We start from the raw sequence: 23486 nt of genomic DNA on the forward strand, positions 1-23486 counted from the left end.
GGCAAGCAGCTTCGCTGTGGCTGTGCTTTGATGAATACACAAATTTAACATTATGCAAAGGTCGAAAACTTTTACACATAAATGTGGACTTGACTCATTTTCATTGGTCACAAAGGCCAGCTTTTCTCCATCAGGAGACCGCTTAAAATCAACGATATCCCATTCAGCCTGTACTAATACTTGCTTTTCGCCGCTCTTCAGCTGATATTTGTTCACACTGGTAAATTCCCCCTCCAAATCAACCGCAACATATAAATGATTTGTATGTTCATCAATGTCTGCGCCATAACAGCGGGCAGGTCTCGGAAGCAAATGTTGTTTCAGCTCGTTTACTTGCAGGTCAAATACATGTAACTGATGGTGGATAAGAGTGTGTTCTTCCTTCAGTAAAAGGGTGTTATCGAACCATTTAACGGGCACCAGCTTAGAAGGGCTTGAGTAAATCTTCTCATTTCTTCCGGATGATGCATCATAGACCATGAGTTCAAACAATCCTTGTTCTTCATGGACCCTGGTGTAAACCAACTGCTTTCCATCTGGTGACCACGCACCAAAAAAGTGAAAATATGGATGATCTATCGCAATTGGTGTATACGTATTTACTTTCAAATCAAGCATTGTGATTTGATCCATTTCTTTTCCATCCACATCAAATAAAATCACCATTTTCTTTCCATCGGGCGAAAATACGAATTGATTCACCCTGCCATTAATCTCGGTTACTTGTCTTTTTTTCCCCGATGATTCATACCACACTTGAGGTGTTTCCGAAAGATCACAAATGAAGTAAAAGCCGTTATGGTATGCAATTGTTTTCTTTAGAACTTGTCCAATCTGTAAGATAGGTTCGATTGTTTTCAATTTGACTCCTCACCTTTTGAATGAAATATCTGTTAATTTAAAAATTGATTAACTCCCGGACCGATCGGCAAGCCCGCAATACTCCAGAGAACGAACATCACAATCCAAGAAAATAAAAATATTATTGAATAAGGCATCATGAGTGATAAAAGTGTCCCAAATCCTGCTTTGTGATCATATTGCTTCATAAATGTAAGAAGCATGGGTACGTACACATTCAATGGTGTAATGATATTCGTTGATGAGTCTCCAATTCTATAAGCCAATTGAATAAAAGCAGGATGGTAATTAACAATCGTAAGCATCGGAATAAAAATAGGAGCCATAATCAGCCACTTTTCCGATCCACCAAATATGAAAAGATTTAGAAAAGCGGTCAGAAGGATAAACCCAACGATAACAGGCAGGCCGGTTAAATGTAAATCTTGTAAAAGCTCTGCCCCATTTACTCCCAGCCATATACCCAAGTTTGACCAATTAAAATAAGCTATAAATTGCGCAGCAACAAATACAAGAACAATATATCCGGATATATCCATGATTGCTTCTGTCATCAACTTGGGCACATCCGCGCTTGTTTTTATTTTCTTGACTTTAATTCCGTAAGCTATAGACACCACAACAAAAAACAAAAAAATAAATGGTACGATTGAGCTTAAAAAAGGAGATGGAATCAGTCCCCCATCATCATTCCGCAACGGTGAATTTCCTGGTAAAATAAGACATAATACCAAACCAATATATATAAATCCGCTTATGCCGGCTGCGAGCAGTCCTTTCTTTTCAATGGCGGAAATGGAAAATTCATCTTGAGCCTTTGTCCCCTTAAATTCTCCCAGTCGCGGCTCAATTATTTTTTCAGTGACAAGCCCGCCTAAAAAAGTAAGAAGTACAACGGATGTCGCCATAAAAAAATAATTGTCTACAGATGTAACAACCAAAGTCTCATCTATACTTTTCGCTACTTCAGTTGAAATACCGGATAAAAGGGCATCCGTACCCGCCACGAAAATATTGGCGGTAAATCCTGCTCCCCCGCCGGCAAATCCCGCTGCCATTCCTGCAAGCGGATGTCTGCCAAGTGCATAAAATGCCATTCCTGCCAAAGGAGGGATAATCACAAATGCTGCATCAGAAGCCAAATTTCCTATTATTCCTGTAAAAACAACCGCATAAGGAACAACCCGCTTTGGCGCCCCTAAAATCATCCTTTTCATAAACGCATCTAAAAGTCCCGCCTTCTGAGCCATCCCAATTCCCAAAATCAATACTAAAACAACTCCAAGCGGATAAAAGCTTGTGAAGTTCGTAATCATATCACCAAAAATGAATTGTACCCCATCTTTTGAAAAGAAGCTTTTAATTTTCATAGTTTCTTGAGTTCTCGGATGAACCACCGAGACACCCAAAAAACTCGCCATTTCAGCAATGATCAATAACCCCACTATTAAATAGATAAAAATCATAAATGGATGAGGGAACTTATTTCCTACCTTTTCAACAAAATTTAAAAATTTCAACATAAATTTGTTTAAAGCGCTTACCATTTTCACATCCTCCTTTAATCCCCTTTTAGACAATTAATTAATTATGGAATATTTTCAGTATCTATTCCATAATTATATTCATTATACCTATTTTTCAAAAATTGAAAAGAGGGAATTTCTTTTTTAATTAGAGACTTTTTGCAAATTGACAATTTGCTGTAAGTGAAATGGATACTGCGTAAGAGCGCATCGTATCATTCGTATAATGGCAAAACACCACTGATACTGGTAAAATCTAATTTGAATAATGCGCCATGTCCGCCAAAAGTAAAACGGTTGGACGGACGAATTCGAAAAGCATGACTAGAAATGCTTGACAAACTTTCCATGGCTCTTTCAGTGTGACTCTCAACTCCGCGTTTACATCCTGAAAAATATCATTGTGATCGGCCATCGCCTCACCACCTTCCGAAAACATGATAGACTAAAAAACAATCGTGCGTTTACTGGCTATTGATCTTCACGTTTCATATCGATTCTTCATGGGACTTACTGCCAATGAACACCAGATAAAAAAATAAACTGAACCCCTATTGGATCCAGTTCAAATAAAAAAATATGAGATTGAAGAAAAACCAAAAGATTTACGATACATAAAGTCGGTACATAGAAGTTTCCTCATCCATCGATTTTGCGATCTCAAACGCTTCTAGCTGACTTTTTTTATTCTGTATGACCTCATACATAAATCTTAAAAGAAACATTAAATTGGCGTTGCCATCTATATAATCATCAGGTCCCATATAAGAACGACAACCACAATGAAGAAATGCTTTCGCAAGCGCTTCTGCTCCCAATGTACAGCCCGAAGCGATCACCTTCACATTTTTTAAGCTTGTATAACGCATCACATCGTGTTGATCAAAAAATTCTCCCCGAGGCTCACCAGGTTCATAGACTTCCTCACCAAGTTCAGGCAAACAAAACCTTTCTTCGTCCCCATGAAAATTCAAAATGAGATAATCAACCCTGTGATCCAGATCCTCACCGGACAACACATCCACCAGATCATTTGGCCGCCCTATCCAGTGTACAATAACCCTGGCTCCAAAAGATTCTAATGCTGTCCGAAGAGCAAATGATTCCAAATCACAATCTGGGCCTACAACTAAACTTACATATAACTCCGGTTTACTCATCTGCCATCTCCCTTTTTACAAAATATACAGCCCCCGACAGACGGATTCTATTTATCAAAACAATCAGATTCATCATCAGAGGGAATAAAGCCATTATACAAATGAACGCCCACTTTTTACCAATTATATCATTCGATCAAACATGAATTTTTTGTAGCGAATGATCGCCTGAACATATGCTTTTTTAAAAATGTACGAGATCAAAGTAGTTACAATGTCCGTAGTTTAAATCCACTATTTCCCAAATGACATTATTATACTCTCCTTGACGTTTCCCTTTTATTGCGTGGCATTTACTTAAATCAAACCAACTTTTATTTTATCCACATGGAGCACGTCGAGCTGGAAAACAAATGATGCGTACAACATCAATAACATTCAATCATGGAGTGGCGCACACCAGAGCCATTTTAATCCACGCACTCATATAGAGTGCGACAGCGAAAATTTCCTAATAAAAGGAAAATAAGTCCCTAAATCTAGTAGAATAACCTGTTTGTTAGGATTTTCGCCTACGTTCTTTTCAATTTTACCATATATTTACGTATTATACTGGGTTTTTTTGGTGCGGGTCCCCTGGAGATTTTATGTTCGCTTGGGGTCCGCACCAAGTCTACGTTTTATTTTATACGAACTGACGTTTCTCTTTTTAGATAAGAATTATTCAAGTTCTTCCATTAAAATTTCCTTTCCTTAATCAATTCGATCCTACCTAGCATTTGTCACTCCAATATTTATATAATAAAGGGTTGAAGAAAATATCGGAAATAAGCACTAAGCCGCTCAACACCAAAAAATAACAGCAATCCTAATGACACCATGCAAACTGATAACTTGCCCATATCAATCCAGTTACAATAACTAATAAAACAAGATGACCAATAACGTTACTAAAAATGGCTTGTCTTGAAATGCAATTGAGTTAGTTCATTTATCGAAAACATGTTCCCACTTCCAAATATAAATTCACCCATAAATACGATTGATTTATACAAATAGTCTCACCCGAATACATACAGTTTTACATTCCCCTTCCTATTTTTAAAAAAATCATTTGCAATAAAGCGAACTTCAAGCGGAGGATTGGGTCACAGAATGTGGTCAGTCAGACGTAACATTCTTACTTCTGCGAATCTCCACTGATGAAGAGCAAAACAAAGGCTAAGAGCGAAAGCGTCCTGTTGGCAAACTCAAGTAGCGACGACCTCGAAAAAGCTTACGCTTTTTCTAAGCGTAATATCGATTGTCGACCTGAACAAATCGGAGTTTTACTGGCAGTTGCCCCACTCTTTTTAACGAGGGAGCGTGCTGTAGTTGATGCGGGATAAATCTAAAAAGACTGGATTGGCTAGGAATCCAGTCAGAGGCAGGAAGTATTTTAGATTAAAAAATAATCAATTTTCTCTATATCCAATCGTTCTCTTTGAGAAAGTTTTATAGAGATTTAAATTTTTTATTCAAAATTCATTTGTATTCCTGTTTGTATTGCCGAGTTTATAAACAAATGGATATCAGCGGCAATCCCGAAAGAGGGATTGTTTATTCCCATTTCGTCGTGGTCGTTGGAGAATAGTGCTCCATTTTTTCTAATAAGTCGTTTATATCAGAATCAATAATAATCAAATCATTATATTTTGGATTCATAAATCCCTCATCAATAATATGGTTTAACATGGAAATTAATGGGTCGAAAAATCCATTTATATTTAATAAGCCACATGGTTTTTGGTGATAACCAAGTTGTGCCCAAGTAAACACCTCAAACCATTCCTCTAATGTTCCTGCGCTCCCAGGAAGAGCAATAAATCCATTGGCTAGCTCCGCCATTTTTGCTTTGCGCTCATGCATCGTTTCTACCACATAAAGTTGAGTTAAATGATTATGGGCTATTTCTACATCTATGAGCTTCTTCGGTATGACACCAATGACTTCTCCCCCATGATGAAGGGCTGAATCCGCTAATGCCCCCATACAACCGACCTGAGCACCGCCATACACTAACGTTCTATTACTAGAGGCCAACTTTTCACCAAACTTTTTTGCGTAATCCACATACATGCTATTCTTCCCTGTACTTGAACCGCAAAACACTGCTAAACTATTCAATTTCATGACACATCACCTTTACTGTTTTGATACCTTTTGGACAATTTTTCCTTATGTAGTAAAAAAATTTCTTCAATATCTATATCGTATTTATTAGCAATAACAACGGCGTTTCCCAATACATCGCCCAATTCTTCTGTTAAATTTTTCTTATGTTCCTCATACGGATAATCGGCTTCATCCGGCCTGTCTCTGCCTATTTCCAGTGCTCTAATTAATAGCCCTCGCTACTTCCCCGTTTCTTCTGATAAAAAACCAATCCGCACAAAGATATCTAGATCAGACCAGCCTCTTTGTTGATAATAATCCCGTATCCATTTTTGGAAATCTCTCGCATTCAACTTCAGGCTCTCCATTTTCAACCTATAGTTAAGCCTTATTTAGCATAACACAATATATAGATACTTAGAAGAATAGTTCTTTCATAATAGTTAGTTAGAAAGCTCCCCTCTTGTTTACTACGGCTGGAAAAAGGAGAAGATTCTTATTTCATTTTCCTTCCTTCGAAAATGAGTTTGATTGATAGGAAATGGTCAACTAAAAATTGTTCCTTACATTAGTACACACCCGACGTTACAATGAGCGATCTGATCTGCAAGAGATGATCTTCATCATATCTTAACGTTTTTTTAACAAAAAAATATAGACACGAAAATAATTTTATATTATTATGTCACCCTTGGCTTGATTAGAAGCAAAGGAGGTTTGGATCATGAAGCGTATTACCGCATCCAGACATATCGTTTTAATCATCTTTATGATTTCAACCTTTGCCATCGGGATGACCGAATACGTCGTAACCGGTTTGCTTACCCAATTTTCTTCCGATTTACATGTATCTGTCTCTACCACCGGATTGTTATTAAGTGTTTACGCTATCGGTGTAGCCATCTTTGGCCCATTATTACGGATCGTGACGATCAAACTTGCTCCAAAGCCACTGCTGATTGGACTCATGGCCATATTTATATGCAGCAACGTGATGGCGGCAACGGCAGCCAATTTTGAAGTGTTATTACTATCCCGGTTATTTTCGGCGGCTATGCATGCTCCATTTTTTGGGCTATGTATGTCAATTGCTTATAACATTTCACCTCCGGAAAAAGGAACAAGTGCGATTGCCGCGGTGCAAGGAGGTTTGACAATAGCAATTATGCTAGGTGTGCCTTTTGGTTCTTACCTAGGCGGAATTTTAGATTGGCGCTACGTATTTTGGTTCATTGTCTTCCTCGGGGTGCTGGCATTCATTGGCTTAATCGCATATACACCTGATCTCAAACCAGGAACGCCCCCTAATGTAAAGACCGAGCTGCGTATTTTTAAAAATAAACATGTCCTCCTTGTCTTGGCCATTATCATATGTGGATATTCCGGCGCTTTTACTGCCTATACATTTATCGAACCGATGTTGCGTGAATATGCGGGATTTGGCATTACCGGCATTACAACTGCCTTTTTCTGCTTCGGTCTCGGTGCAGTGATTGGGAATTTTATGTCCGGTGGAATTCGCACCGGCTTGTTAACGAAAAGATTGGCTTTCTCATTAGCCATCTTAGCCCTGACACTAGCCGCATTTACATTTGTGATCCGTATAACTCCATTGGCATTGGTCATGAGCTTTTTGTTTGGGGCCGGAACATTTGGAACAGCAACCATTCTCAACTCAAAGATTATTATTGGCGGCAAAGAAGCCCCCTCTCTATCGGGTACAATCGCTGCATCAGCCTTTAATTTAGCCAATAGCATAGGCGCTACATTGGGAACGTTCCTGCTGCATGGCGAGGTAAGCTACATGTGGATTACGATCATCGCGGCTTGCATGCTGGTAGTTGGTATGACGCTAACCGTCATGACAAAAAAAGTTGAAGATTTATCCAATTCATGACACAAACATAACCGGGATTAGGCGAACATAGTTCATGCAGACATTAACACATGATGGGCGTTATTAGTCCGCGCCCCCACTGATAGAAATCAGAACAAAGGCCAAGATCGAAAGCGCCCTGTCGGCAAGCTCAAACAGCGACATCATCGAAAAAGCTTTCCTTTTGGTCGTTGACAATGTTGTCGAAGCTTTCCTTGTCCTGCCGCGTCGCTGGCGCTCGTACGCCTATCCGTCACCACGCCTTTGTGATTCATCCTTGAAGAACATGCGATTGTCCTGCCAAAGTTTTTACTTTTCATGTCTACCCGAATCAATCGGGCTTCTATTGCCGTTGTTTTCCGGGATAAGCCTTTCTAATTTACGATCACTTTAAGCGGGAGTCCTACTACCGTTTCATGCGGGGTAAAAGAAGGAGTATGTGAATCTCCTCCTTTTGAGCCCTGTACCTTCCAATTTTCAAATGGCTGCTTTTCGCTCATCTCCGCTGGACAAGCAAGATACCAACGTTCTGATAAACGTTTTCTTAATAATCCTCATTGGACGGCACGATCTTGGCAAATTTCTTCATATAATATAGCGTTCTTACGTATTATGAGGTATTTTACAAAATTGATATTTTATAGCTTTACGTCAGTGTTGATAATGGGTTTTTTGAAAATAATAAATCCATAGAAACTCATTTCACTTCGTGCAATTTTGCAAAAAACAAGCGAAACAATCTCACTAAGCGCTCTCCTTCAATTGGAATTCGGGGTTGAAATTGTTAATGCCGTGAAAATGAAGCTTTGAATACCGCTCGCACTTTGTATGAGGACTGGATGGTAATACAGTAGTTCAAAAAAGGATTGAACTGATTCTGGGACTTTAATGAAGAACGGGACATAATTTTAATTAGAAAGAGAAACGCCAGCTCATAAAAAATTGAACGTAAACTTTGGTGCGGACCCCAAGCGAACATAAAATCTCCAGGGGACCCGCACCAAAAAAAACCCAGTATAATACGTAAATATATGGTAAAATTGAAAAAAAGATAGGCGAAACACCCAAAAAATAGTTTATTCTACTAGATTCAGGAAATGATTTCCCTTTTATTAGGAAATTTTCGCTGTCGCACTCCATGTGAGTGCGTGGATTGAAATCGTCAGTTTATCGGCGAATCCGAATAGCATATTATCGTCGCACTCCATGTGAGTGCGTGGATTGAAATTTTACACTTAAACCTGGCCGAAACGCATTGGCTATTGTCGCACTCTACATGAGTGCGTGGATTGACATTTAAATTTTTCTATTTTTTCTATTTTATTGTTTTGTCGCACTCTACTTGAGTGCGTGGATTGAAATCAAGAGTATAGCACGATATACTCTTCGCACTCTACTTGAGTGCGTGGATGAATGCCTCAGGAATGGCTCTGGTTTGATGGATGAGCACTTGATTAAAATCCATTTCGTAAAAAGAGGATTGAACTTTTAATACTAGGACTCTTAGGGACTAGAAATGATTTTTTTATTAAAAAAGCGAAATAAGAAGGGTGTAAGCTTTGGTGCGGATCCAAGCAAACATAAAATCCCTAGGGGATCCGCACCAAAAAAACCCAGTATAATACGAAAATATATGGTAAAATTGAAAAGAAGATAGGCGAAACACCCAAAAAATAGTTTATTCTACTAGATTCAGGAAATGATTTCCCTTTTATTAGGAGATTTTCGCTGTCGCACTCTATATGAGTGCGTGGATTGAAATTGGAAACTTTTGTTATTTATGATGAAACAATAGAGTCGCACACTATATGAGTGCGTGGATTGAAATTGTATCAATTAAATCAGATAATTTGCCACTTGTATGTCGCACTCTACATCAGTGCGTGAATTGATATCTTTACTAAAATATCCGCTTCTAAATAATGAGTCATGTTAACCTCCATTTTTCTTAAACGCCGTTTCCAGAACACACAAAAAAAGCCGTGAATGAACCACTTATCAGGTTCATCACGGCTTCCTGCAATCTATAAACTGTTTGACAATAAAGCGCAAACAGTTGTTATAACGGCATAATAATGATTGAGTTCGCTCATTAAATCATGATACTTGAAAAAAATCGCCTGGCACACTAATTCATCTACAGCAAGTTTTCAATTATCGATGTTATTCAATTTATGATGAGCGAATAACTGTCAAGAACACTGCCTTGTAGGATACCTCCACGACCATTATTTTAAAGATATCATTTAAAAATCAAGCCAAGTTTTACGTTATCGGATTCAGAAGCTCTCCCTGCTTTGCTAATGATTCAGTAGCTTTTCTCCGCAAATTATCACTACTACTTTTGCTTCCTTAGCTAAATCTATCTTTTACTTTTCTCTTCTATTCTATAATTTTCATGAGTAACTCCCTTTAATAACATCTTTATGTTAAAATTATTATATGAAATTTTCAAATTTCTTATTGAGTTGCTTTTATGTGCGTTGCTTCGGCAATAAGGAGCAAATATCCATAGGTTTTTCGGTCAACTCATTCCCTCTTTACCTTTTCCCACTTCACATTGTAAAATCGGAAAATGACTGTCTGCAAAATAAGAGATTGATCTAAGGGAGGTTTTATAGTGGAAAATCGAAATCTCATCAATTTAGGGAAACAGATATTGGAAGCGCAATCATTTAGTAAACTGATTGGTGCCACTCTCACAAAGTTTGCGGCAGGGGAAGTTATTTTGGAAATACCAATAAAAGATAGTTTGTTGCAGCAAAATGGGTTTGTGCATGGTGGTGTTTTAAGCTATGCCGCGGACAACGCGCTAACTTTTGTCGGTGGCTCTGTTTTAGGACCGCATGTTTTGACTTCAGAATACAAAATTAATTACTTGAGGCCAGCGGTAGGTGAAAAAATCATTGCGATCGGCACTGTTATTCATGCCGGAAAACGGCAAGCTGTATGCCGTTGTGATGTACAAGTACTGCATCATGGCGAAAAGAAAACTTGTGCCACCGCACAAGGTACAATCGTGACCATGGACCCAACAGCAAATAACAATAGTTGAACTATACATATACCTAAAGAATTAAAAATCTCGCAAATATGTACTTACTCATTTGGATTCTTTTATTTGTGTTTCGTCAAACAAATTGTAAAAGAAAAGGATCACTCATCTTATATGATTTTTGTTGCCGATAATTACATTATATAACGGCAATTCATATGGTTTGTGATTTAGTTACAGATTCGAAAAGATGGGGAACGTTGAAGAAAAGGGGTATAAAATGACTTTTCTACCATCTGCCATGAGTCTCGGCGCACCAGCTTATGAAGAAAAGAATACTCGTTATGCCTTCTAGAAAAACTTTAAACTCTCAGGGAATCAGTTGACTTTTCATTTTAAAATAGGGTGACAACGAGGGTGAACAAACAGCTTGTTAAAAAACTTTTGGTCTGTCTATTCTGATATGAAAGAACTATAGCTTTTCAACGCATGTGTCAATTGATCTTTTTATGAAGCATTAGTGGATGAACCTCTACGTTCAATGGAGTCACTGCAGTAAAACTTGCTTATTCATGTAAGTCATGTGGGGGCGACCAGATTTGCGAATCTCCAAACCTTTCTTGGTTTTAGTTCGCCCCAACTATGATTAGGTCTGAACTTATAAAGTGAAACTTCATTCAGTAGGCGTTTTCTTCCATCTCCTACTGAATGTTAGTTGAACCAATCGGGCATTTAGGTGCCGTTTTCTCCCACTTAGACCTTTTGTATCTATTCAGGTCTTGAAGGGGAGTCTTACGGCACCTTATGCGGGATAAAAATCACTGTATCTCAGCCCCGTCACTATAGACTTTATTCTAAGGGCTAAGGGCGACATGCCGCCCTTAGCACGATTATGTTGTTACGTTACTTATTCTCTCATCAAACTGCTAACGAAAACTATATTTTGCCAACATTTCTCCCCAATCAGCTATCCCTGCTTCTTGAAAACCCAAGCTCGCATATAGCTTTCTTCCTTGCTCGTTGTTCACGTGATACCCAAGCCATATGACATCAGTTCGATCTTCTCTGCTCTCGATGTCTTGAATGACCAATTTCATCGCACTCTTGCCATATCCGCGACCTTGAAATCGCTCATCAATCATGAATCTGTATATCCAATAGTTCCCATCATCGGAATCTAATCCGTACATTGCGAAACCGATCATCTTCTCCTCATAATAGATTGCCTTTATTTCCAAATTCGGAAAAAATTTACTTTCAGCAATAGAATACAGATTCGAGGCAATAAACACTTCCTGTTCTTGCTTAGGCTTTAGTTCAATACAATCTTCCCAATTACTCTCATCAATCAATTTCAAACTAATCAAATCTCGGATTCCTCCCCTTTAGTAGAGAAATCCATTGCGATGAATTCTCTACTACATTATGATGTACTACTGATGAAGCACCTTATTGATTTCATATACATACCACATCACTCCTCATAAGATGGATACCAACACTAAACTGTACAATGATAAAAAGAGAACGATCTCCCTATTTTGTACTTTCATATAATTCGACACAAGGAGACGAATTCCTTCTATAACTTTCGCTTTGTGTATTTATATGAAATTTATTGATCGAGATATCATCCAGAAACAGGCTCATTGGAACTTTTTCGTTTATGAGTTAATTTGTTTGATTTTTCCATTTAATATCATGCGCCAGCCTACCTGCTATTGGTTTCTACTTTTTCCATTTGTTTGCGTTATTATGGACTGTTGTGAAAAAAGCCAAATGCCCTCCAGCTTCAATCACAAAATGCGGGTTGCCACACGATGTCGCTGTTTTTGGTCTGCGAACCTCAGTCCTTCACTAATTATTAATAGAAAGAATCGGGCTTTTAATGGCAGCCGATTTCGATTTCTTGAAACGCGGGATCTTACTTTACTTAGTTAATACCGGATCAAATTAGTCTGTATCGCGATTTATGGCGGCAAGCGCATGAAAAATATGGATATGATATTAATGAATAGTCGCTCTATATCTATCAAACAAACAGTGTGTTGTCTCTATATCGTATCTAATATTAATATGGGCGCTTTGCCCTGGCTGTCAACCGTCAACCTCAGTCGTATAACCTTTCCAGCAATCCCAGCTCATAGCCCTTGGCGACCGCTCCAACCCTTGTCCTGACGTCAAGTTTTCGGTTAATAGCCGCCATATGATACTCTACCGTGCGCTGGCTCATCGCCAGCTCCCTGGCAATTTCTTTATTTGTTTTCTCTAGCGCGACCTTCTTTAGCACTTCCCTCTCCGTCGGCGTCAAATGATTGGACCCTGGCAGGGCGGCCATTCTCTCCGGCACCAGCCGAAGTCCGAGCATGCTCTGCCGAATGGCATTGATAATTTGCGGATAGGTCGCCTGTTTGGATAAATAAGCGTGAATACCCAGCTCGTAAGCTTTATGCACATATTCATCATAGACATACCCCGATAGCACAATCAGCTTGATTGCCATGTCGTAAGTCCGCTTCAATTCCGTCGCCAGGTCAAACCCATTCATGCCGGGCATTGAAATGTCGATCACGGCGACATCCGGATTAAGTGTGCCGATACGCCTGAGCAGTTCGTGTGGCTCACTAAATGTCCCAATGACCCGCATATCCGGCTCCCTTTCCAGCCGATTCTTCAATCCTTCCATAACCAACGGATGATCATCTAGCAACAGAACTTTGATCGGCGGTTCCATCTTTCGCTTCACCTCCCTGTTTCGGCAGTCGAATCCGGACAATCGTTCCGTGCCCAACTCCCGAATCAATATCAATTCCGCCTCCAAATTGGGCGACCTGACTGCCAATTGTGACTAGTCCGAATCCTTGAGGACCTGTCCGAATGCCGCTTACATTTTCCGGGTCGAACCCAATGCCATCGTCGCTGACCTGTCCACAGAATGCTTCATCAGTTTCCCATAACTTAATCTCTAATTTGTCGGCCTTCGCATGCTTGACCGCATTATTGACAAGTTCACGAACAATGCGGAACAGCGTCATCTTATATAACGGAGGCAATGATTCTGGTAGCCTGTTATCCAACTTGATCGGCGGTCCCCCATTCTCCTTTACGATACGTGTAAGCCAGCGCATCGCCGTGCCCAGTCCCGCCTGATCAACAATGTGCGGGTACAGATCATCACACAACATACGGATGTCATGCTGCGTATCATACAAACATTTCAACCAAACGGCGGTTAGCCGCTTTTCACTTTGTCCAGTATCATGTAATTCTTCCAAATCGCGTGTTAGGAAAATTAGATTTTGTAAAATATGATCATGCAGATAGTATGACATTCGTACTCGCTCCGCCTGTTGTGCTTCCAACAAATGGTATTCTGAGGTTTCCCCAGGCAGCCCGCTTTGTGCTCCGCGAAGCTCGTCAAGTAAGGCGGCTCCCGTCAACAAGCGGACGGTTTCCAACTTCACCTTGTCGATCAGGCCAAGCTCCTCGGGGGTAAAGGAGGTGTTATTTGTTTTCGAGCCAAGCCCTAAAAAGCCGATAACCGTCCCATCAGGCTGCATTAAGTCCATCACCTGCGCAAAGATGCCCGAGATAGATTTGCGGGGATCGGGAAGCTCCGCAATCTGAGTGTATGGCCCGGTTCCATATACAACTGCGTCATCCCCGCGATACCAGACGAAACACAGCCCTTCAATATCTGTCACGCTATGAATAAGCTCTGCAGGCATTCGCAATAAATCATGACTATTGCGATGCTCAGCAAATCGAATCGACATCTCTAGCCGCTGCCGGTCAAGCCGGTCTTCCCTTCGCTCGCGTTGTCGTTTGAAGCGGTTAAGGCTGAGCTGATGAAGCAGTGTCAGGACAACGAACCCGCCGCACAACGCAAGTGTTGCGGGGGAGGCACTGCTCCGGACAAGTGCGGCAATCAGCATCGTCGCAATTCCTGCATACAGACTATGAATAGCCAAGCGGGGAAGATAGAAACGTATGTCGAGCAGCTTCTGCCTGGCCCACAGCAATAATATAGCAGCGGGGAGAACGATGAGACCTGCCAGCGTCATATCCGGCAGCGCTATGTATTCTCCCCATAACAGGTCGGGCAGCGCGTACAAAAACAGGTACGGCAGCAAGCCGAATGCCAGCGCGGCAACAAATGTAAGCAGCCGATTCTTCTCAGCGCGATCCATCACGCGCCAATACGCAGCTGCAATCGCGAATATAGCAAGCAATGTGCCGATGAGAGTGGCATGAAGGACGCTCCGGGTCCACCACGGAATGGCTCCCCAGGCGAAGACGAGCAAAACATACACAGCGAATAAGGCAGCCAGTACCCGATAGGCCGCCATCGCCGAACCGATCCAACCAGGGACTGAACGAAATACGAAGGGTACAAAGAAAGCAAACAGCATGTAAGGTAGCCAACTTGCAACAACGGGCAAAACCAATCCGGTAAGTGCCGTTTCAGTCGAATAGACGAATAGCAGTGTGGCTGCCATGAATATATTTAGCGCGTAAAAGCGGCGCACCATATAAGATTCGGGCTTGTTCCGATAAGCCATCAGCCCGATGACGATTAGAGCCAGCTCCGCACTGACGGCGAACATGCCCTTGTATACGTCCGTCGCCGCCGCGTCGTTCCGGACTTCGAAGCGCCCCATGCCGTTACGCTTGAATAGAAGCGTCCCCGAACGCTTTAGATATGCGCGGTCGCCAAGCTTCATTAAATCCGGTTGTTTACCGTCAACGGCCATCAGGCGGTCGCCTATGCGCACGTCCCATTCTTCCGCCTGACCGGCGGGATCGATGGAGACGACGGTCCAGACGCCCGCATCTTCGCGGAACAGTAAGCCCGTATATGGATTCTGCAGTGTAGCAGTATGAATATAAGCCGCAACAATTAAGAAAAGCAGGGCCGATCCGTATACGGCCAAATTGTATTTGCGAACAATTTTCGGCAAATTGCATCACCCCTTTTCGAGTGTACCATCTTTCCGACAGCCATGAAATGCCTGATGATGCATTACACCAACATGATTTAGACGCCAACAAGATACAGCGTAATCATCCCCCATACAAAGTTTACGAACAGATGCAACAGGATAGCGCCGTAAATATTTTTGCGCAACTTAACCAATATTTCTTCCGGGATAAAGATGGCAAGCGGTACGAACGCCCAATTCATCGGGATTTGCCACATATGATAGAGTTGGAAAATGATAGCGATCCACATCCAATCAAACCTGAGGCGACCCACTTTTCTTAATAAATAGCCGCGAAAATAGACTTCCTCGCCGATGAAGTTGCCAACCAGACCAATCAACAGCAACAACCAAGGAAAGTCATAATACCCCTGATTGAAAATATGCCACTCTCCCATATGGAACGCCGGGAAGCCGTTCAACCAATCAAACAACGGTGGAAACACGTATTTCATATAAGGCAACGATATGAGAGTGAACAGTATCGTCAAGATTGGAAAGACAATTAGCAAGCCTTTCAGGTCAAGCCTGGCGAAGCCAAGATATACGAGTGATTCCTTGAACGATAGTCCGTCCTTGTAACGCAGCATGAGGAACGGAACGAACAAATGCCAGCCAAAGGACATAATGACGAGCGCTAGAAATTGTACATATAACGCGGATAAACCTGTCCACTCCATAATGGGCTCGCGCAACGGATAAGTAAACAGGTACGCTAGCAGACCGGGTAACAATCCTAAAAACAGGTAGAAGGCAATTTCTTTCTTCGTTTTGGCTTCATACTTTCGGACGAAACGGACATATTTCGGATCAGACAGGTTGAAAAAACCGGCCAATTTTTGATAAATCGTGGACATGACGAGATCCCTCCAAATAAGATCAAAGTAAGCGTTCATTTATTTTTACGCTCCTTGATCATACCGGAGTTCGCCGACAGATGAATCCGTATTTCCCGTCAATTTTAGACATGCTCACGCATTTTTTTTGCGTGATCACGCAATAAAATGCCTAGCTTCAATCTGCTATGAGACCTTCATTACATGCGCTTCCAACATCATCGAATTCTGTGCCATGGTGTTCTTGATGCCACTTCAATCTATTCCCGTTGCGCCCTTTAGAGTTTGAAAACACGAGCCGATTCCCTTCTTACCTAACTGGGCTTGGACCAGGCTCGCCAGCCTAGCTCGTAACCCGAATAGCAGGAATATCGCAAACGGGATTAGAGCGATTTCTCCAGAGTAGTTAGCAACGATCGTTCCGTTTGTCGGCAAAAACCAATTTTCCTCTCATGGATTGAAATACCCCAGCCTTCGGTGCGCAAAGAACGTCGCATTCTATTCCGCAATCTACCGCTTCGGGATTGATAATAATCGTTCATTTTTCTTTACAAACGTAATAACCACCTATCCCAAACCGGATAGGTGGCTATTAAACTTTAAACAATTCAGCATAAATCGCAAGTCATAACGATTTTTAATATCCTTTTACACGCCAATGAAAAATTATTAACGAGTTGAATTTAATAATCTCTCTTCTTCCCTCTGAAAGCCAGGCTATATCATCGTATTTTCAATAAAAAATTCAGATTCCTCATTCACACCTAAAACAGTTTGTTTATCAAGTGTTATTTCCATTGGAAAAATGGCGGATGTCTTTTCCGAAAACAGCCATCTTCTCCCTACACCCGTTAATAGAATAAAAACGCCATTTTCAATTTCTTGCATAAAACTTAAAGAAGAGTTCGTAATCGGATCATGATCACTTTCAAATATGTTGATTTTTTTCAAGCGCTCACCGACCCTTGGTGCATCTTGTACAACTAAACCAATTTCACTGATATTTAAAATATTATTTATTGAAAATGGGGATTCACAAATTGGATTTACATGATATCGAGCAATGAATTCTACTATATTTCCGGCTGGATCTGTACAATAACAAGCATGTGCAGGCCAAAATGAAAAGTCTGCCTCGTCTTCTCCGTCTTCTAGTAAAAGCGTTGTTTTTCCTTTCAACCATGCCTTTGCTTCTTGAAATTGATTGGCTGGAATATTGAAAGCAAAGTGATAATATGGTTCCCCCACCACATTTTCATTCGTAAATTCTAAAATGCTTGTTCCCGCTTGAATTTGAAAACTATTTGGCCCTTCCGCACACATAGAAAACTCTAAATCTCGCGTATAAAATCGTTTCATTTGTTCCAATTTATTTGTTTGTAACGTGAGTAATTTTATTTGCAAAAATATCAACCCCCTTTAAATGGCTCACTGAATATAAACTCCATTTTACTATATAGTTAAATTTTTTGATAGTTCAGGAATTTGTTTTTAACGTTACTATCATTTTCACTGGAATAGCTGCCACGCATACCAATCTAGCAGGAGAGATATTACCTCTCCTGCTAAAATAAATTTCATGGGGAAAATAAGGAAAATCACTCGTTTTTCAATATACCTAAAATGTACTTTGCACTTGGCTCACAACATCATCAAACGTCTTTTCCCTGTCTATCCTCATTGAAAGTGTGATTACATAACCATCAAGATCTCTCAACGTAAGCTCACGTGCGTTCCAGGGACGATCAATAGGACCTTCCACAATGAAGGCGTTGGCCGCACTTGCTTTTTCAGCATACAAATCAACATCTTCCACTGAAAAATGTAAAACAACTCCCTTCCCATTAGAACTCTTGTCATTTTCCTCCGACTCTAACACCAACAAGATGTCTTGATACTTTTTACCTCGAATATGTGCCATTACAACATTTCCATCTTTGTCCGGCAACTCAAATACAGGTTCAAAGCCAAGCACATTTTTGTACCAAGACAGAGAAGTTTCCATATGACTGACAAAGAGCTTTACAAAAAAAGGCATAGGATAAAATTCCATTGTGTTTCCCTCCATGATTAAGATAAGTCGAATATAAACTATTACGCAGCGTGGGGGTCAAGCAGGCATTTCCATATTGAACAGACATGCCTAATAATCATTCTTATGTTGGATATTCCAATCCATGGATAAATACTTAATTTTTTCCCTTTTAGGAAAGATTTTGATGCATAAACAGCAAGCTTGAGGTACAATAGAGCTGATTCATAAGGCCTATATTTGCTCATATTGGTCAAAATACTAAAAATGTTTCATTAATAGAATTCAAGTACAGCAGTTTTTGCGGCCCCAAGGAATTACTTGAAGTTTGCTCTACACCTCTTTACAGAAAACACCGAAATTTCTTGAAATAAAAGTGGGATGGGTTGTCCAATTGGCTGAGAATTGAAAGAATAGGAAGGGAAAACGATGACCAGGAAAAGAATAAGAAGATGGAAACTAAGAAAAAGGGGATTACTGACAATTTTTGTCACGTTGCTTGGGATAGGCATTATTATTTCGATTGTTACAGAAAATAAGCCAGCAATATCTGATGTTCAGAGTGCCAATAAGAAAATAGAAAAACCAGTTCTTACCAAAGAAGCTGTTGAAAGTCTCTCTAAACAAGCCGATGAGGTTTTAAAGCTGGTCGCCTCTTCGGGCGGATCAGCTGAAGCAGAACAAAAAATGAAAAAATTAATGTCTCAAATCAATCAATACAAGATGAAGGATGATGTCATTGGACAATATATGAAAATGTTAAACTCCTCTTTAGAAGCTGTTCATTCCTATCGAAAGGCGGATACTGATGAAAAAGTGTTGGGTCAGGTGTATCCAGACTATCTCACTGCTCTGGAAAAATTAAAAGAAACAGATTCTTCACTAAGTTTGGAAGAAATCGATCAATTCGTGTGGTTTTATGCCGCGGCGGCTAATTACGAGCAGGGACAAAGGAAGCCTGAAGAAATTACGATTAGCATGGTGGGCGATAATTCGTTCGGCACATATCCGGAAGCCCCTGAGCATTTGCAGTTCGATTATGTGTTTGAAAAGAATAATGGTGATAATCAATATGTATATAAAAACAGCCTTCCATGGTTTCATTCCGATGACTACACCGTGATCAATGCGGAAAGTGCTTTTACAACGGAGACGAAGGCCCAACAAAAAATGTGGAGAATTAAAAGCCATCCCAAGTATGCGGCCTTTTTACCGGCAAGCGGAATAGAAGCGGCTAATTTGGCAAACAATCATACAATGGATTATTTTGAGGCGGGATATCATGATACATTAAAAGCTTTTGAGGAACAAGATGTGGCTGTTTTTAATGAAGGTATGCCGCTCATTGTAAACATTAAAGATATTGAAACAGTTTTTCTAGGTTACGATTACCGCTACAGAAAATCTGCCGATACATACCTCCACAATATTATTAAGGATGTTAAAAAATATAAAAGAAAAGATAATTTAGTGATCGTCAATATGCATTGGGGAATTGAATACAAGCAAACACCCGTTGCCTATCAAACCAAATTCGGTCGTGCCGCTTTGGATGCCGGAGCTGATATTATCGTCGGCCATCATCCTCATTGTTTGCAAAGCATTGAAAAGTACAATGGGAAGTATATCATATACAGCATGGGAGACTATGCGTTTGGTGCCGACCCAACATTAAAATCACGTGAAACAGCGATCTTCCGTCTCACCTTTGCAAAGGAAAACGGTTCGGTAGTCACAAAAGGGCTGAGAATTGCCCCGGCTCTCGAAAATTCAAATAATAGCGAAACAGAAAATAACTATCAGCCGCTCCCGGTATTTGGCGAGAAAGCGAAGGAAATCGTGGATGAATTAACGAGGATAAGCACCCTTATCCCGAATGGTGTCAGTGAGATTGATTATTTTGACCCTTTTCTTGAAAAGGAAACTAAATAATGAGCTGTCCAAAAGCCGGTTACTCAGGCTTGCGGACAGCCCTTATATATTCGTTTTATAAAATCGCAATAATGAGAAGCACTAACAGAATAGCTTTTTTCCTGTGAAAAACACTTGATAGCCCCTATGTTTAATAACAAAACGATCGCTCATTCATCATTTACAATGATCAAAGTATGCTTCATTTTAGTAAAAGACCTACTATCGTGCTTCATGTAACAAATTTCTCAAGAAACGATCAACAATAGCAATCCGAACAGCAGCAAATCCCCCCACCCTCCCTTTATTAAAAAGGACACATTCTAGCTTGCAGTAAAGCTCACTGGATGAAAAGAGAATAACTTCGAGCTTATTTATACTTAAATCCATGAATGAGACTTCCAACTGCATTGCCATATTAAATAAAGCGAGCCAAGATCCAAACCATCTAATCCCCTTATCTTTTCAAAACTTTATTCTCTTTGAAACAAAGGGATGGTTCTCCTGCTTCATCGCTTGTGAAAATTGGCCAGCTTGGTGTTTCTTGAAAAAATTGAAACTTACATATTGTATATTCGTATTACATATTAAATAAGATTGGGGAGGTGATTTTAATGAGTGATCAAACATTAACATGTAAATCATGTGGAGGTTCTTCCTTTGCTGTAGGGCAATTGGGACATGGCTATGCAAATATCAGACCAGTGAACAAAAAGCTAACAACAGGTTCACCAATCCTGCTCACCTATTGCCAAGATTGTGGGGAAGTCGCTTCCATAAAAGTAAAAGAACTCTGTAATTTAAAGCAATATTAACATGTTTATTGCTCGATCTTCTGATTTAAAATAAACCCGATGAATTGATATTAAAGGGATATATACACTTTCATGAGCATGTCTTGCGAATGTCAGCAATGCCCGCAATGAATGTTGATTTGTTCGTCGGCTAAAAGATGTTCTGCCAATAATGAATCTCTTCTCAATTTCTTCCGTTTTCCCTTCACAATGCATCCTTCCCGAAAAAGTGGCAGCCACTATCTGCCCGAGCATTTCTTGACCTATCACCTCTCTGTTCATTAAGAGAACCTTGAGGATCGGGTGCGGACGGAAGCAATTTTCCTAGGTCAAGTGCCAAGGGAAATTTTTTTACTGATGAAAAAACGATGGCAAAATGAATTACTAAGCATTATAATAATACATATCACCCGATACATATTACATGTTTTATATAAGAGAAAGGAGATTTAACGATGGCCCCGCCGAAAAAATTTACACGGCAAAAAATTATCGATACCGCATTCGAGATTGCCAAAGCCGAAGGAATTGACGCCATCACGATCCGAAAAATAGCCGCAAAATTAGGCAGTTCTATCGCTCCAATTTACGTTAACTTCACGGATGTCGAACAATTGATTCAAGAGGTCGTAGCTAAAACCTTGGAAGTGTCAAGGCAATTGTTAAGCGAACAGCAATCGGGAGAGCCGTTCCGCGACATCGGAATCGCAAGTATTCGTTTCGCAAAAGAATACAGTGTACTGTTCAGAGATTTGGTTATGAAAAACAATAGTCATATGAAGCACAATGAAGACCACGTGAACATCTTGGTTCAGCAGATGAAGAGCGATCCGCTTCTTAAAGGCTTTTCCGATGAGGAGCTAAAGCAAATTTTGCTCAAGATGCAAATTTTTCAAACCGGTTTGTCGGTGATGGTAGCAAACGACTTGCTGCCTGACGACTTTAACGAGGAGAAAATGATAGAAATGCTTGACCGCACCGCGGATGATGTCATCACCGCCGCACGTTTACGCCAAAGTAACCAAATGTCAGAGGGGGAAAATTTACGATGAATCATAAGCTGACACAGTCGCTTCTTGATGCGTACATGTCCAAGGTCATTTCCAGAAAAAACATCCACGGTGCCGTGATTTGCGTAGAAAATGGAAGCGGCGCATTGTCTTTCACCAGCAGTGCGGGAAACATCCAGCCTTCTGATTTCTACTTTCTCGCAAGCGTCACGAAATTGTATGTTACTGCGGTCATGTTGAGATTAAGAGCGCAAAACCGTTTGCGGCTAGAAGATAAAATAAGCAGATATCTCCCCACGGACATGACAAGCGGCCTCCATGTCTATAAAGGAATCGATTACACACAAGCCATTACGATTAAACATCTCATGTCCAATACAAGCGGATTGCCCGATTACTTCTCAAATGATGTCTTTAGCGAATTTCTTAGCGGTAAAGATCAAGCGTGGTCATTGGAGAAGACGCTCACGCTGATCAAACAAAAAAAGCCTAGATTTATGCCGGGACAAAAAGGAAAGGCACAATACTCCGACACCAATTACCAGTTATTAGGCATTATCATCGAAGCAGTAACAGGCACAAGCGTCAAAGATGTGTTTAAACAGTTTATTTTTGACGAGCTCGGGCTAGAGGAAACGTATGTATTCGAGGATGTGAACGACTCGCGTCCAGTTCCTCTCTACTATAAATCGAAACCGCTCCATCTGCCCTGCTACATGGCATCAATTGCTTCGGAAGGAGGAATCGTCGCCACCGCGAAAGACACGATGACTTTTTTAAAAGCTTTTTTCAACGGGCATTTCTTCTCGAGGCAAGAATTGTCCGAGCTGCAAAAAAACTGGAATCTCCTCTTTTTACCGGGCACCTTTTATTACGGAGTCGGAATATCCCGGCAACCCTTGTCATTAAGGGGGCTAAAAAAGGGATTGCTGGGACATTGGGGCCAATCGGGGGCTTTCGCATTCCATGATCCCGAGAAAGATCTTTATTTTACAGGCACAGTTAATGAAGTTACAGGACATAGCGCCGCTGCGCGGTTAATGAATAAAATTAAGAAGTCGGCCTAGAGGGTAATCGTGTAGCATGTCCCATAACAGGATTCCTGGACACTTTGTCGGTTTGCCGCAAATGATATACGCGGATAAAGTGAAACTTCATTCAGTAGTAGTTTTCTTCCATCTCCTACTGAATGTTAGTTGAACCAATCGGGCATTTAGGTGCCGTTTTCTCCCACTTAGACCAATTTTCTTTGGGGAACGCGCCGTCCTGGCCACGAGCCAACGTCAATTCTAAGTTTGATAGACATTCAAATGTCCCATTTACTCAAACAGCCCTATGAAGGTAAAAAGGGGTCGTCAGAAAAGTCATGTTGCAGCTTGAAAACTAAAAAACCAAACCCAAGATTGCCG

Annotated in this window: 17 protein-coding genes and 1 pseudogene; 6 read left to right on the forward strand and 12 right to left on the reverse strand. The window is 40.6% G+C overall.

What is annotated here, in order from left to right:
* The 6 genes and pseudogenes from JOC94_RS01585 to JOC94_RS01610 all read right to left on the reverse strand — a co-directional run.
* Window positions 1-861, reverse strand: an 861-nt coding sequence (locus JOC94_RS01585) for a TolB-like translocation protein (protein WP_205178106.1), incomplete at its 3' end; no start/stop codon positions are given.
* A gap of 32 nt (window positions 862-893) precedes the next feature.
* Window positions 894-2408, reverse strand: coding sequence for an AbgT family transporter (locus JOC94_RS01590; protein WP_205178108.1), 1515 nt, complete (start codon window positions 2406-2408; stop codon window positions 894-896).
* A 235-nt stretch (window positions 2409-2643) separates the two neighbouring features.
* Window positions 2644-2802, reverse strand: coding sequence for a hypothetical protein (locus tag JOC94_RS01595; protein WP_171974069.1), 159 nt, complete (start codon window positions 2800-2802; stop codon window positions 2644-2646).
* Window positions 2803-2992: 190 nt separating this feature from the next.
* On the reverse strand, window positions 2993-3547 hold the full coding sequence (locus tag JOC94_RS01600) for a delta-aminolevulinic acid dehydratase (RefSeq protein WP_205178110.1): 555 nt from the start codon (window positions 3545-3547) through the stop codon (window positions 2993-2995).
* Window positions 3548-5086: 1539 nt separating this feature from the next.
* Window positions 5087-5659, reverse strand: a complete 573-nt coding sequence (locus JOC94_RS01605; protein ID WP_205178112.1) for an LOG family protein — start codon at window positions 5657-5659, stop codon at window positions 5087-5089.
* Window positions 5656-5994, reverse strand: a pseudogene (locus JOC94_RS01610) (MazG nucleotide pyrophosphohydrolase domain-containing protein). Before JOC94_RS01610 ends, JOC94_RS01605 begins: the two are co-directional and overlap by 4 nt.
* A 371-nt stretch (window positions 5995-6365) precedes the next feature.
* On the opposite strand from JOC94_RS01610, the gene JOC94_RS01615 reads away from it, so the two are divergent.
* Together JOC94_RS01615 and JOC94_RS01620 are read left to right on the forward strand one after the other, a co-directional pair.
* Complete coding sequence (locus JOC94_RS01615; protein WP_077114258.1) at window positions 6366-7538, forward strand: MFS transporter; 1173 nt, start codon at window positions 6366-6368, stop codon at window positions 7536-7538.
* Window positions 7539-10137: 2599 nt separating this feature from the next.
* Window positions 10138-10572, forward strand: a complete 435-nt coding sequence (locus JOC94_RS01620) for a PaaI family thioesterase (RefSeq protein WP_083717771.1) — start codon at window positions 10138-10140, stop codon at window positions 10570-10572.
* Between the two features lie 866 nt (window positions 10573-11438).
* Here JOC94_RS01620 and JOC94_RS01625 read toward each other — a convergent pair.
* The 6 genes from JOC94_RS01625 to JOC94_RS01650 all read right to left on the reverse strand — a co-directional run bounded on the left by JOC94_RS01625 (window position 11439) and on the right by JOC94_RS01650 (window position 18383).
* Entirely contained in the window at window positions 11439-11879 is a 441-nt protein-coding gene (locus JOC94_RS01625; RefSeq protein ID WP_077114260.1) for a GNAT family N-acetyltransferase, read from the reverse strand.
* Between the two features lie 743 nt (window positions 11880-12622).
* Window positions 12623-13246 carry a response regulator transcription factor gene (locus JOC94_RS01630; RefSeq protein ID WP_205178114.1) on the reverse strand — a complete coding sequence of 208 codons (624 nt, stop codon included), beginning with the start codon at window positions 13244-13246 and terminating at the stop codon, window positions 12623-12625.
* Window positions 13212-15119 carry a sensor histidine kinase gene (locus JOC94_RS01635; protein ID WP_205178116.1) on the reverse strand — a complete coding sequence of 636 codons (1908 nt, stop codon included), beginning with the start codon at window positions 15117-15119 and terminating at the stop codon, window positions 13212-13214. Before JOC94_RS01635 ends, JOC94_RS01630 begins: the two co-directional genes overlap by 35 nt.
* Before the next feature lie 431 nt (window positions 15120-15550).
* Window positions 15551-16390 (reverse strand): CPBP family intramembrane glutamic endopeptidase, encoded by an 840-nt coding sequence (locus tag JOC94_RS01640; protein ID WP_205178119.1) that lies wholly within the window; start codon window positions 16388-16390, stop codon window positions 15551-15553.
* Window positions 16391-17047: 657 nt separating this feature from the next.
* Window positions 17048-17734: a hypothetical protein gene (locus JOC94_RS01645; protein ID WP_205178121.1), complete on the reverse strand. Its 687-nt coding sequence runs from the start codon at window positions 17732-17734 to the stop codon at window positions 17048-17050.
* A gap of 214 nt (window positions 17735-17948) precedes the next feature.
* Window positions 17949-18383 carry a VOC family protein gene (locus tag JOC94_RS01650; RefSeq protein ID WP_205178123.1) on the reverse strand — a complete coding sequence of 145 codons (435 nt, stop codon included), beginning with the start codon at window positions 18381-18383 and terminating at the stop codon, window positions 17949-17951.
* A 408-nt stretch (window positions 18384-18791) separates the two neighbouring features.
* Between JOC94_RS01650 and JOC94_RS01655 the strand changes: the two genes are divergently transcribed.
* The 4 genes from JOC94_RS01655 (at window position 18792) to JOC94_RS01670 (ending at window position 23144) form a co-directional block, all read left to right on the forward strand.
* A complete protein-coding gene (locus tag JOC94_RS01655; protein WP_205178125.1) occupies window positions 18792-20294 on the forward strand; it encodes a CapA family protein in 1503 nt (500 codons plus the stop codon).
* A gap of 593 nt (window positions 20295-20887) precedes the next feature.
* Entirely contained in the window at window positions 20888-21088 is a 201-nt protein-coding gene (locus tag JOC94_RS01660; RefSeq protein WP_205178127.1) for a hypothetical protein, read from the forward strand.
* A gap of 434 nt (window positions 21089-21522) precedes the next feature.
* On the forward strand, window positions 21523-22119 hold the full coding sequence (locus JOC94_RS01665; RefSeq protein ID WP_205178129.1) for a TetR/AcrR family transcriptional regulator: 597 nt from the start codon (window positions 21523-21525) through the stop codon (window positions 22117-22119).
* Window positions 22116-23144, forward strand: a complete 1029-nt coding sequence (locus JOC94_RS01670; RefSeq protein ID WP_205178131.1) for a serine hydrolase domain-containing protein — start codon at window positions 22116-22118, stop codon at window positions 23142-23144. The genes JOC94_RS01665 and JOC94_RS01670 overlap by 4 nt, the downstream gene beginning before the upstream one ends.
* Window positions 23145-23486: the final 342 nt, after the last annotated feature.

Source organism: Siminovitchia thermophila (assembly GCF_016909185.1).
GTDB classification, from domain to species: domain Bacteria; phylum Bacillota; class Bacilli; order Bacillales; family Bacillaceae_C; genus Siminovitchia; species Siminovitchia thermophila.